This window comes from Vibrio sp. SCSIO 43009 (assembly GCF_023716525.1).
Lineage (GTDB): Bacteria > Pseudomonadota > Gammaproteobacteria > Enterobacterales > Vibrionaceae > Vibrio > Vibrio alginolyticus.
Genome location: NZ_CP071843.1, coordinates 1,309,559 through 1,321,376 on the forward strand (window position 1 = coordinate 1,309,559; position 11,818 = coordinate 1,321,376).

The following is an 11,818-nucleotide window of genomic DNA, read 5'->3' on the forward strand; positions in this document are numbered from 1 at the left end:
AGCCAAGATAAAATTGTCAAGAGCGTATTTTGCAAGATCAGCACAACGAGTGCCTAACGCGTATCATAAAAAACCGTAATGTGTTCCATCTTACTGCGTGACTCAATAAGTTCACTGTTCAATATTTATGTATTAAAGCGCTCCATAGATTAGAGAACTGTTGTATCCCAAATAACACACCAACAGAACAACGCCTTCACTGCGAGAAATCGTCTGTGATTTGCCAAAACGAGCGGCGGTCAACCGCAGTAATCCCGTGACAAAAAGCATCGATGTCCAGTCACGCCAGAAGACTTCAGCACCAATATTGGCAATAGGTGCAATGGTGCCCGCAATACCGATGACTGCTAAGGAGTTAAACATATTTGAGCCTACCACATTACCCACAGCTATATCATGCTCGCCTTTACGAGCCGCCACTATAGATGCCGCTAATTCGGGTAATGACGTTCCTAAAGCCACAATAGTTAGGCCAATCAATAAATCGCTGACACCGAGTTGTTGTGCGATTTCCACAGCTCCCCACACCAAAATGCGCGAGCTGATAATCAGTAACACTAACCCTGTAAACAGCCAGAAAATGGAAGACTTCTGTGACATACGTTGGCTAGACAGTTCGTAGCCCGTCTCTTGCTCTAAGTAGTCTCCCTTTGAGCGTAGTGCGCTCCAGATTGACCAACCAATCAAAAGCATGAATCCACCAATCAAAGTCCAGGCTTCTAACGTGCTGATATGGTGATTCCATAGCATTGCACCAACGTCAAGCGTAATGACTAAAAGTATGGAAAAAGTCCCTTACGAGAGTATTCAGTATCAATGGATCAGAACAAATTCATTGCACCGTAAACACTAAACTCAATTTGAACTGGTAATACCACGTGTTTCGAATCAATCTTAAATACTTTGTTAAATAGCTAGGCGAAACCTATAAACCTATATCTCGATTCATTTTCTCTCCTCTGCCAAATTTATTTGATTCTGTTTTAGCTAACTCTTCATATTCTTCACATCGGTAGTCCAGACGAGTGCTTTTAGAACCAAACGGGTCTTTGTTTCGTAATTCGGTCAGAGCACCAAACAGCCTGAAGTTGAGCAATTCTCATACTGCACACTGAGTTTCAGACATACCAAACCCTGTAAGTTTGTTCAACTCTTTAATCATGGCGTAAGTTTCATCAACCTGAACATTGTAGTTTCTCAGGCTTAACCGCTCAACTAACAACTTCTTCACTCGATACATTGCTGTCTCTGATAGTGAGCGTTTATGGTAGCCGTATCGTTTTTTTCCACTTACACTTGGATACGTATGACATCGTGACAATCCCCTGTGTCATAAGCGCCATCACCTAATATCGCTATGATTTTACGACTTGTTTGCTTGAGCAAGTAAGGGAGGACTTCTGCATAGGTAACATTAGATAAAATCAGTTCTGCCGCAACGATTTCGTAAGTGCTGGTATCGATAGCTCAATGCCATTTTCTCCAGACTCTACACTTCCCGCCAGTTACATGCTTCTTGACCTTCCGTTTACCTTCACCATAGACCTTGAGACCTGCCGCATCGAGGGCTAGATGATATATTACACCTCTAGTCTTTGGTTTAAATAAAACCTCGACTTGCTTAGCTCTTCGACTGATACAACTGTAATGTGGACAGGCTATAGGGACGTTAGCCAATGAAAAAAACAGAATCGATAAACCCTTGCAATGTTCTCAACGGTATTGAGAAAACTCGTTTCACTATAAGCACAGTGATAATGGCTAAGCCGCTGATCTAAAAAGGTTTACCACGTTTACCTTGCTTATTCTGCTTCCACTTGCGAATGGCTTCTTCATCAATCCAGAAAGTGAGAGAACCACGGTTGATTAGAGATGTCATCCATGGCCAAACTGGTTTCAAGATCGTACTACTCTGAGGTAGTGCTCGATAGTCCAAATTGGAGCCAGTTTACCGACTTAGTCGACCAAATATATAGTAAATTTAACGAAGAAAGTGCTAACTAAAAGATAGCTATTCATTCTTGTTTTGCAATAAAGCAATTGGATGAAGCAAGGCATCCTTAGTACTGACATCCAACACTTTTACTTTTCGAAAACGTTCCGGTTCTTTGATCGCGACATCATGAGCAAATATCACAAACTTCGCTTTCTCGATGTCTTTCTCGGTAATTCGATTGATGACGCCATTCGCCCCTTGAGTTTCGACTTTAATCTTAATGCCGAGTGCACAAGCCGCTTTTTCCAATGACTTCGCCGCTAAGAACGTATGTGCCACACCTGATGGACAAGATGTAACCGCCAAAACATCTGCCTCACCTTCGCCTTGAACGGAACCATATACTTGAGAATGACCAGTGTAGCTTTCATCTTCGGTGACGGTTTTCTTTAGTGCAATCACGATCAATGCAGTGGTAACTGAGCCCGTAATCGTGCCGATGATGTAACCAATTTTTCCATCCACGACAGGGAGAACAATCCAACCGCCCCAAGGGGCATGGTTCATTACGTGGAACATAAAGCCAATCACGTTACCAACAATGCCACCAGCAACAATCGCAGGCAGGACGCGAGCTGGGTCGCCCGCCGCAAACGGAATCGCTCCTTCGCTGATACCAATTATGCCCATGATGCCCGCTGCTTTACCAGCTTCACGTTCATCACGTTTAAATTTACTTGGCGATAGGAAAGTCGCTAACGCCATGCCCAGCGGCGGAGTACAGATCGCAATACCGACACCACCCATTAGCCACGGTTGAGTATTTACTTGTGTCTGAGCAAACAAAGTCGCCACTTTGTTGATAGGACCGCCCATATCAAACGCGGTCATTGCCCCAAGCACAGTTCCGAGCATTACTTTGCCTGAGCCCGCCATGCCCGTCAGCACTTCGTTCATGGTGGTCATTGCGCTGGCAATCGGAGCACCTATCACCCACATCACCGCGCCACAAGTAACAAACGTCCCCACTAGCGGATAAATAAAAATCGAGCCAAGCGAACTCATGCTGTCTGGTAGCTGAATTTTCTTTAATAGCCAAACGACAAAGCCAGCAAAAAAGCCGACCACAATTGCACCTAAAAAACCCGTATTGTAATGACTGACCGCAATCCAAGACCCTATCATACCCGGTGCAAGGCCCGGCTTGTCGGCAATGGAATAAGCAATGTAACCGCCAAGAACGGCAGTAAACAATGTCAGGCCAGCAATCCCCATTTGGGCAATATCGGCCAGAATGCCCTCCTGTGGTACACCACCGTGTCCAGAGATCATCACCGACAACGACAACAACACACCACCCGCAACAATAAACGGGATCATGTGGGATGTGCCAAACAGCAGGTGCTCTTTAATGCGGCCAAGTTTTTGCGCCCAAGGGCTCAGGGGTTCTGATGCAAATTCTAAAGAAGTCGGGAGAAATTCATTGGATTGGGTTTGAATATCAGTCAGCATCTCAAGCGCTTCTTCTCGCGATTGAGCCAACTTGAGCTTTTCAACAAAGCCGTCTTCGATAATTTTGGTGGAAATTTGTGCCAATACTTCAATGTGATGATGATCATCACCATCTGGAGACGCCAGCATGAAAAACACATCGGACAGCTCGCCATCTTCGGCGCCATAATCAATCCCATTACGGCTGATCCCGACCGCGACAGCTGGTTGCGCTACAGCATCACTTTTGGCATGAGGGATCGCAATACCATCATCAAATCCTGTGTTACCGATCTCTTCTCGTTTCCAGATATCTGCCAAGAACTGGCTTTGACTGTTGAGCTTGCCAGCGGCCTCTAGCATATCGACCAGCTCTTTGAGCGCTTCATCTTTGGTTTGAGCTTTTAGATCTAAACATATCGTTTCCAGCTCAATTAGGTTTGTGATGTCCATTGCTTTACCTTCCAATATTCACGCTCGAATATATACCCAAGTGAGTTTGAGATACAGGATCCCCTGGCTCGTATGCGTTCCTACTCATTTTATTTGGGCATAGATTAACCAGTGCCTACCCTTTGATATATAGGACTAAAAGTGCATTAACTGGATTAATGTAACATGAGATTCAAACTGTGATAGAGCTCTTGCGTTAATCCAGCTCAAATCAATTCAATCTGCGGTGGCTGTGTTAATATCCACAAAAAATAAAATGGATAGAACATGAAAATCGTAGCGGTGACAGCATGCCCTACAGGCATCGCTCATACCTATATGGCGGCAGATGCACTCATGAAAGCTGCGCCAAAACATAACGTGCAAATTAAAGTAGAAACGCAAGGTGCGATGGGGATAGAGAATCAGCTCACTCCTCACGATATTGCTCAAGCGGATCGGGTTTTGATCGTGTCGGATATTGAGATAGAACAACCAGGCCGATTCGAAGGGACGCGCAAAATTCAAATCCCCATTGAAGAGGTTTTGCTGAACGTCGACAAAGTATTCCTCGTCCACTGCCGCGACTAAATTTGCAGATGAACGAATACCAAATCACCTTTTTCGTCGATAATGCAAATGCCAGTGCGCACCTTGCTCAGCCACTCAATCGAGTGGCAAAGAAGTTCAAAAGTACCTTACATATCATTAATGTAACGCAAAATCGTGTTGCGGAACTCACCAAGTCCGTGGCCATTTTGCAAGCAGGTCTACAACAAGGTGATTTGTGTCAAATCACAGCGATTGGCATTGACGCAGAGCTGGCCTGCTTCGTCATCAAAGACATGATTGCTGAACACTTTACGGTGGTGGGATCTCATATCAACTATGAGTTTTCTAGCCAACTGGCCGAGCGTTTACCGCAAATTTGCCCACCTTGTGAAATCAAATGGCACTACGCCAAAGCGCATACCGAGCTCACCAAGTTTGAATGTCTTAAAGGATTAGCTCAGCTGATCCACCCCATTCATCCCGACGAACTGATTCTTGCTTTTATTAAACGCGAAGAACGTTCATCAACTTGCGTGACTCCGGGGATCGCTCTACCGCATGTGATGTTTTCAGGTGTTGACCACATTTCCATTGCCGTTATTGCAAATGAAAAGTCGATGGATTGGGCTTCAAAGATGGGTGATGTTCATCTGACTATAGCACTGGTGATGCCAGAAAGGCCGACCCGAGATCAGATCATTGCGGCTACTAACCTCACACGAAATCTGCTTACCGATCAAATGGCGGAACGCCTACTACTAACAAAAAGCAGCGTCGACTTACAAGCGCTGCTGATGTACGCCATGTCGAGGCTGCTCGCCTAAACTTCTCTATAATTTACGCACTCTGACTGAAGGCTTAAATCGAACCACGATATTCCGTCGGCGTTCTGCCTGTACGGTTCTTAAATACTCGGCAGAAATAGTTCACGTCTTTAAATCCACAGCGCACTGACACGTCATTGAGTTTGAAGTTGTATTTCTTGAGCATAAACTTCGCACGATCCACGCGTACCCAAGTAATGTAGTCTGCCAAGGTCATGTGCCCCTGCTGACGGAACAAGCGCGACAAATGGTTCGAGGAAATACTGAATCTCAACGCAATGCTGTCACGTGTGATTGGGCGATGGAAGTTCTCTTGAATGTAGATACAAATCCCTTGATAGAGATCTTGCACACGGCTATGTGACTGCTGCTCGACTGGTGCATCCAACATCGTCTTCGCGTATTGCAGTAATGCTTGCAGTAAAAGCTCATCCATTGGTTTTTTAGTATTCTCACGAGCCAGTGAGCTCAACGCTTCTAAGATGTTATCTATCGCAAATCCTGAGCGTGTTTGGATGCTATGCTTTTGAATATCGTAAAAGTTTGCCTCACCTTTGCGTTTGCTCACCAAACTTAACCCAAGTTGTCGACGCCCAAACAAAATACTTAACACTGAGCAATCGGTATCCCAGTCTGGTTTATTCCAACAGTTAGGTGGAATAAATATCGCGTCGCCTTTTTTAGCAACGATGTGCGTTACTTTTCGATCATGACTTTCCATTTCATTAATATATTCCCCATCCAGAACTAACTCTAGGCGAGGGAAATTAACTTGATAGCTAAATTCAGGCGGCGTATGAAAATCTCCTGCAAACCAAATATTATGAAATGGCTCTCTTTCATTTAATACCGCTGAAATTAAATCATGAAAAATCATTGTCTCACACTCTATATATGCATCAATGATGCTATTTACTATAGATATACACCGGACTGGATTTTTGTGCTATTGAGCAAAATCACACTTCCATTTTAATGTTACAAAAATCCAGTTAACGCATCAATTTTCCAGTAACAAAAACTCTATCAAAAACACTCAATCCCTTTTTAAATGGGAGCAAAGCCACATTTCACTTATCGTTTAGCTTCTTATCCATCATGTCACAGATATGCAGCTAGATTTGTCCAGTGAACGATCTAAATCACACTATAGTTAGTCGGTTACAATCCTCCAGTAAATGCATTTTTTATTCACTACAGTCTTTTTCTCAGTAATTTAAAAATACCTCTGAAATAAAAATTATATTTATAGGGGTTCGATAATGATCACCAAACTAATAAATGAATACTTAATTAAGCTTGATCTTAAAGCGTCTTCAAAAGAAGACGTATTTAAAGAACTGGTTGCAGTTCTACACGCCCAAGGTCGTATTTCAGACCAAGAGCAATTTCTAACAGATATAAAAGCACGTGAAGAATTAGGTAATACCGGATTTGAGGATGGCGTTGCTATCCCACACGCAAAAAGTGCAGCAGTCATTGAACCAGCGGTTGTGATCGGCGTAAGCAAATCAGGTATCGAGTACGGCGCGGAAGACGGTTTACCTTCAAAGCTGTTCTTCATGATCGCTTCTCCAGACGGTGGCGATAACCACCACATCGAAGTACTTGCAGAACTGTCTTCAAAACTGATTGAAGATGGTTTCATCGATGCGTTTTTAGGTGCAGCAAACAGCCAAGACGCACTGGCACTTCTACTTGCTAAAGAAGAGCCTCAAGCAGTGACAGACGCACCAGCAAACCAAGGCTTCATCATTGGTGTTACTGGTTGTCCTGCGGGCGTAGCGCACACTTACCTAGCGGCAGAAGCGCTAGAGAAAGGTGCAGCGGCGATGGGTTACGAAATCAAGGTTGAAACGAACGGTTCAATCGGTGTGAAAAACAGCCCAACCGCAGAAGAAATCGAGTGCAGACGCAATCATCGTAGCGTGTGACAAAAAAGTCGACATAAACCGCTTTGCGGGCAAACGCGTGGTTAAAACTAACGTAAAAGCCCCTATCCGCGATGCTCAAGGTCTGATTAACGAAGCGTTAAGCGCTCCAGAATACCAAGCAGAAGCAAGCAGCAATGCACAAGCGTCTGTTGCAAACAAAGCCTCTCAGGCTCGCTCTGATCTGTACCGCTACTTGATGAACGGCGTATCACACATGATCCCATTCGTTGTAACAGGTGGTCTGTTGATTGCACTTGCTCTTGCAGTCGGTGGTCAACCAAGTGAAGCGGGCATGGCAATTCCTGAAGGCAGCATGTGGAACCAAATCCTCAACGTAGGTGTGGTTGCCTTTACGCTGATGATCCCAATCCTTGCCGGTTACATTGCTTACGCGATTGCTGACCGCCCAGCTCTAGCTCCTGGCTTGATCGGTGGTTGGATTGCAAACAACGGTTCTTTCTACGGCGCAGACGCTGGTACAGGCTTTATCGGTGCCATCATCGCAGGTCTGCTTGTGGGTTACTTCGTGAAGTGGATTACGTCGATTAACTACCACAAATTCATCCAACCTTTGGTGCCAATCATGATCGCACCAATCACAGGTTCGCTATTCATCGCAGGTCTATTCATCTTCGTTATCGGCGCGCCAATCGCAAGCCTAATGGACGGTCTGACTGCGCTACTAACTAGCATGAGTACAGGTAACGTCGTTCTACTGGGTATCGTACTTGGTGGTATGGCTGGCTTCGATATGGGTGGTCCATTCAACAAGGTCGCATTCCTATTCTCTGTGGGCATGATTGCGAGCGGTCAAACTCAATTTATGGGTGCGATGGCGTGTGCAATCCCTGTTGCTCCTCTAGGCATGGCACTGGCAACGGCGCTTGGTCGTAAGTTCGACCTGTTCGAAGAATCAGAAACCGAAGCAGGTAAAGCAGCAGGTGCAATGGGTCTGGTTGGTATCTCTGAGGGTGCTATTCCGTTCGCAGCGCAAGATCCAATGTCAGTGATTCCTGCAAACGTACTTGGCTCAATGGTGGCGGCAGTAATGGCGTTCTCATTCGGCATCACCAACAGCGTTGCTCACGGCGGTCCAGTTGTCGCTCTACTTGGCGCGATGAACCACCCAGTCCTTGCTCTGATTTGTATGGCAGCTGGCGCAACGGTTACCGCAGTAACGTGTGTAACGTTGAAGAAAGTACGTAAAGCAAAAATGATGCAAGCAGCCGCTTAATCACCCCTACCCCCAAATGGCTCCTATGGCTTGGGCAATGTCGCCCAAGCCATGATTTTCTCTCATGGTGACACTCTATGTCTGATTTAACGATGTCCGATACACAAACGATTCAAACTCAAGCTGCGCATCCGACGTTTTTCCTGATGAACAACGTGATTCAAAACTACGCTTGGGGCAGTACTACTTCTGTTAACCAACTGTTTGGCATTGAAAACCCAACGGGCGAACCACAAGCAGAAGTATGGATGGGCGCGCATCCAAACGGTTGCTCAGTGGTGATGGTGAACGGCAAGGAGACCAAACTCTCTTCACTGATTGCTCAAGACATGAATGCTTTTCTGAGTGAAGAAGTCGCAAACCGTTTTGGTGAACTTCCATACCTGTTTAAAGTGCTTGCCGCTGAGAAAGCGCTGTCGATTCAGGTGCACCCAAACAAGCAACAAGCAGAACTAGGTTTTGCACTGGAAGAAAAACAAGGCATTCCCCTAACCGCTGCAAACCGTAACTACAAAGATCCAAACCACAAACCAGAATTGGTTTACGCGCTAACCGAATACCAAGCGATGAATGGATTCCGCCCAACAAGTGAAATCATCAGCTTCTTCTCTGAGCTGGCGATTCCTGAGCTACAAGGTTTGGTAGATGATCTAATCGCAAACCAAACGCCAACGGGCTTGGCGACCTTCTTCTCGGGTCTACTGTCACTAGAGGGCGAACAGAAAGAGATGGCGTTGACGGTGCTATTGGCTCAAGCTCGCATCACCGACTTACCTCTGTTCAACCTTATTCTTGAGCTAGAGAAGCAATACCCTGGCGATATTGGTTTGTTTGCACCACTGATGCTTAATGTGATTACCCTACAACCGGGTGATGCTATGTTCTTGGATGCAGAAACGCCACACGCTTACTTAAAAGGTACAGGTCTTGAGATCATGGCAAACTCAGACAACGTACTGCGCGCAGGTCTGACACCAAAATACATGGACGTGAAAGAGCTTGTTGCATGTACACGCTTCAATGAGAAGCCATTCGACAGCCTATTGCTTGCACCGACTGAAATCGACGATATGTTGGAATACCCAATTCCTGTGGACGATTTCAAATTCGCCATCGTTAAACAAGCTCACCAGCGTACTCTAGAAGTTCAAACCGCTGAGATCCTTATGCCTCTGGATACCAAACTTGTGCTAACTCACGCAAACGGTGAAACATGCGTGGTTGAAAAAGGACAATCAGTTTTCATTCCGGCTTACGCAAAACAGGTCACTTTGGATTGTGAAGGTCGTGTTGCGCGCGCTCACAGTTAGTGAACGCTAATTAAGCTTCCTTCATACTGTTACATTTTATAGTTCAGCCAATAACCGCCGTTATTGGCTTTTGATATTCATTCATCCTAGTTTTATATTGATATATTGGAGAGCTAAATCACACTTAAGCTTGTGTGATACAAAAATATAGTTATTGGTTTTTTTTTACTATTTCAGAAAACCGTAACATTAATTAAATTTGCCTCATTACTTCAGTACCAATGAGTCAAAAAATGATTACAGAACTAACAAACGTCAATTTAATTAAAGGCAACCTTCAAGCAAATAATAAAAAAGAAGTCTTTGAAGAGCTAGCGCAAATGCTATTCGAAAATAATCGAATCAGCAGCAAAGAGGCTTTTTTAACCGACATCGAAGCGCGCGAAGCATTAAGCGTAACTTCAATGGACGGCATCGCTTACCCACACGCAAAAAGCAAAGCGGTTACAGAGCCTGCAATCGCTGTTGGCGTAAAGCGCGAAGGCATCGAGTATGGCGACGAAGAGGGAGTCAAACCGACCGTATTCTTCATGATTGCCTCACCAGATAACGGTGCCGACCACCATATTTATGTTCTTCAAGAATTATTCGGTAAATTTAGCGAAGAGTTTATTGAAGATATTCATAACGCAAAAGACGAAAACCAAATACTAAATATTTTAATTAATTCATAAGGCGTGAAATTATGAGTACAATCACAGCTCAAGCTAGTAATAATAGCGATTTCAAAAAAATCCTAAGTACCATGAAAGGTCACCTTTTATTCGGTACTTCTCACATGCTTCCATTTATCGTTGCGGGTGGTGTACTACTGGCGCTAGCGGTAATGGCATCAGGTAAAGGTGCGGTTCCTGCGGACGGTTTATTGGCTGATATTTCTAATATCGGTATTAAAGGTCTGGTGCTGTTCCCAATTATTCTTGGTGGCTTCATTGGTTACTCAATTGCAGACAAACCAGCACTAGCACCAGCGATGATCTCTTCTGGCATCATGGCTGACATGGGCGGCGGCTTCCTTGGTTGTATCGTAGCGGGTTTCATCGCAGGTGGTGTAGTATTCCAACTTAAGAAGATCCCTCTTTCTGCTAACATGACTGCGTTGGGCGCTTACTTCATCTACCCTCTACTAGGTACGCTTATCTCTGCAGGTATCGTTCTATGGGGTATCGGCGAGCCAATCAAGATCTTCATGGCGTCTATGAACGAATTCCTAGCTTCTATGGCTGGCGCTTCTAAAGTGGTTCTAGGTACGATTCTTGGTGGTATGACTGCATTCGATATGGGCGGTCCAATCAACAAAGTAGCAACGCTATTCGCTCAAACTCAAGTTGATACTCAACCATGGCTAATGGGTGGTGTTGGTATCGCAATCTGTACGCCTCCTCTAGGTATGGCACTAGCAACATTCCTATTCAAGAAGAAGTTCACTAAGCAAGAGCAAGAAGCAGGTAAAGCAGCAGCAATCATGGGTTCTATCGGTATCTCTGAAGGTGCTATCCCATTCGCAGCAAACGACCCTGTACGCGTTCTTCCTTCAATCGTTGCTGGTGGTATCGTTGGCTGTGTGTTCGGCTTCCTAACAGACGTACTGCTACACGCACCATGGGGCGGTCTAATCACAGCTCCTGTATCAAGCAACATCCCAATGTACGTTGTGGGTATCGCACTAGGCTCACTAACAACAGCAGTTATCGTTGGCTTCTGGAAACCAGTTGCTGAAGAAGAAGCAGAAGACGAGATCGTTGAAGCAGCACCTGCACAAGCTCAAGCGGCTCCAGCAGCAGGCGAAGGCGAGTACGACATCGTAGCAGTAACATGTTGCCCATCTGGCGTAGCACACACATTCATGGCAGCGAAAGCACTAGAGAAAGCAGGTGCAGCAGCAGGTCTGAAAATCAAAGTAGAAACTCAAGGTCAAAACGGTATCCAGAACCGCATCACTGACCTAGATGTAGCAAACGCGAAGCTGGTTATTCTAGCTCACGATATCCAAGTAAAAGACGCTCACCGCTTTGCAAAAGCAAACGTTGTTGAGTGTTCAACGAAAGAAGCGATGCGTAACGCAGCGACTCTTGTGAAAGCTTAAACCTTAAGCTCCTCCCCCT

Annotated in this window: 7 protein-coding genes and 3 pseudogenes; 6 read left to right on the plus strand and 4 right to left on the minus strand. The window is 45.2% G+C overall.

Annotated elements, in window-relative coordinates; all coding sequences use genetic code 11:
- Positions 1-132 precede the first annotated feature (132 nt).
- The 3 genes and pseudogenes from J4N43_RS21330 to J4N43_RS21340 all read right to left on the minus strand — a co-directional run.
- A pseudogene (locus tag J4N43_RS21330) lies at positions 133-783 on the minus strand (sodium:calcium antiporter); the annotation flags it as partial.
- A 316-nt stretch (positions 784-1,099) separates the two neighbouring features.
- Positions 1,100-1,879, minus strand: a pseudogene (locus J4N43_RS21335) (IS5 family transposase).
- 132 nt (positions 1,880-2,011) lie between these two features.
- Positions 2,012-3,880, minus strand: coding sequence for a PTS fructose transporter subunit IIBC (locus J4N43_RS21340; RefSeq protein ID WP_053349238.1), 1,869 nt, complete (start codon positions 3,878-3,880; stop codon positions 2,012-2,014).
- A 267-nt stretch (positions 3,881-4,147) separates the two neighbouring features.
- Here J4N43_RS21340 and J4N43_RS21345 point away from each other — a divergent pair, with 267 nt between their 5' ends.
- A complete protein-coding gene (locus J4N43_RS21345) occupies positions 4,148-4,450 on the plus strand; it encodes a PTS fructose transporter subunit IIB (RefSeq protein WP_005463048.1) in 303 nt (100 codons plus the stop codon).
- 8 nt (positions 4,451-4,458) lie between these two features.
- The gene (locus tag J4N43_RS21350; protein ID WP_053349239.1) at positions 4,459-5,235 is read left to right on the plus strand and encodes a PTS sugar transporter subunit IIA; all 777 of its coding nucleotides are present in this window, start codon (positions 4,459-4,461) and stop codon (positions 5,233-5,235) included.
- 34 nt (positions 5,236-5,269) lie between these two features.
- On the opposite strand, the gene J4N43_RS21355 is transcribed toward J4N43_RS21350, so the two are convergent.
- Complete coding sequence (locus tag J4N43_RS21355; RefSeq protein WP_029802624.1) at positions 5,270-6,112, minus strand: helix-turn-helix transcriptional regulator; 843 nt, start codon at positions 6,110-6,112, stop codon at positions 5,270-5,272.
- 385 nt (positions 6,113-6,497) lie between these two features.
- On the opposite strand from J4N43_RS21355, the pseudogene J4N43_RS21360 reads away from it, so the two are divergent.
- The 4 genes and pseudogenes from J4N43_RS21360 (at position 6,498) to J4N43_RS21375 (ending at position 11,799) form a co-directional block, all read left to right on the plus strand.
- Positions 6,498-8,403 (plus strand): annotated as a pseudogene (locus J4N43_RS21360) (PTS fructose transporter subunit IIABC).
- A 92-nt stretch (positions 8,404-8,495) separates the two neighbouring features.
- Positions 8,496-9,713 carry a mannose-6-phosphate isomerase, class I gene (manA, locus tag J4N43_RS21365; RefSeq protein ID WP_373924679.1) on the plus strand — a complete coding sequence of 406 codons (1,218 nt, stop codon included), beginning with the start codon at positions 8,496-8,498 and terminating at the stop codon, positions 9,711-9,713.
- Between the two features lie 233 nt (positions 9,714-9,946).
- Positions 9,947-10,387: a PTS sugar transporter subunit IIA gene (locus J4N43_RS21370; RefSeq protein WP_005436338.1), complete on the plus strand. Its 441-nt coding sequence runs from the start codon at positions 9,947-9,949 to the stop codon at positions 10,385-10,387.
- An 11-nt stretch (positions 10,388-10,398) separates the two neighbouring features.
- The gene (locus J4N43_RS21375) at positions 10,399-11,799 is read left to right on the plus strand and encodes a PTS fructose transporter subunit IIBC (protein ID WP_005453038.1); all 1,401 of its coding nucleotides are present in this window, start codon (positions 10,399-10,401) and stop codon (positions 11,797-11,799) included.
- Positions 11,800-11,818 lie beyond the last annotated feature (19 nt).

Coding starts and splice junctions, on each gene's coding strand:
- J4N43_RS21340 (WP_053349238.1), bottom strand. CDS start 3,880: ATGGACATCACAAACCTAATTGAGCTGGAAACGATATGTTTAGATCTA.
- J4N43_RS21345 (WP_005463048.1), top strand. CDS start 4,148: ATGAAAATCGTAGCGGTGACAGCATGCCCTACAGGCATCGCTCATACC.
- J4N43_RS21350 (WP_053349239.1), top strand. CDS start 4,459: ATGAACGAATACCAAATCACCTTTTTCGTCGATAATGCAAATGCCAGT.
- J4N43_RS21355 (WP_029802624.1), bottom strand. CDS start 6,112: ATGATTTTTCATGATTTAATTTCAGCGGTATTAAATGAAAGAGAGCCA.
- manA (WP_373924679.1), top strand. CDS start 8,496: ATGTCCGATACACAAACGATTCAAACTCAAGCTGCGCATCCGACGTTT.
- J4N43_RS21370 (WP_005436338.1), top strand. CDS start 9,947: ATGATTACAGAACTAACAAACGTCAATTTAATTAAAGGCAACCTTCAA.
- J4N43_RS21375 (WP_005453038.1), top strand. CDS start 10,399: ATGAGTACAATCACAGCTCAAGCTAGTAATAATAGCGATTTCAAAAAA.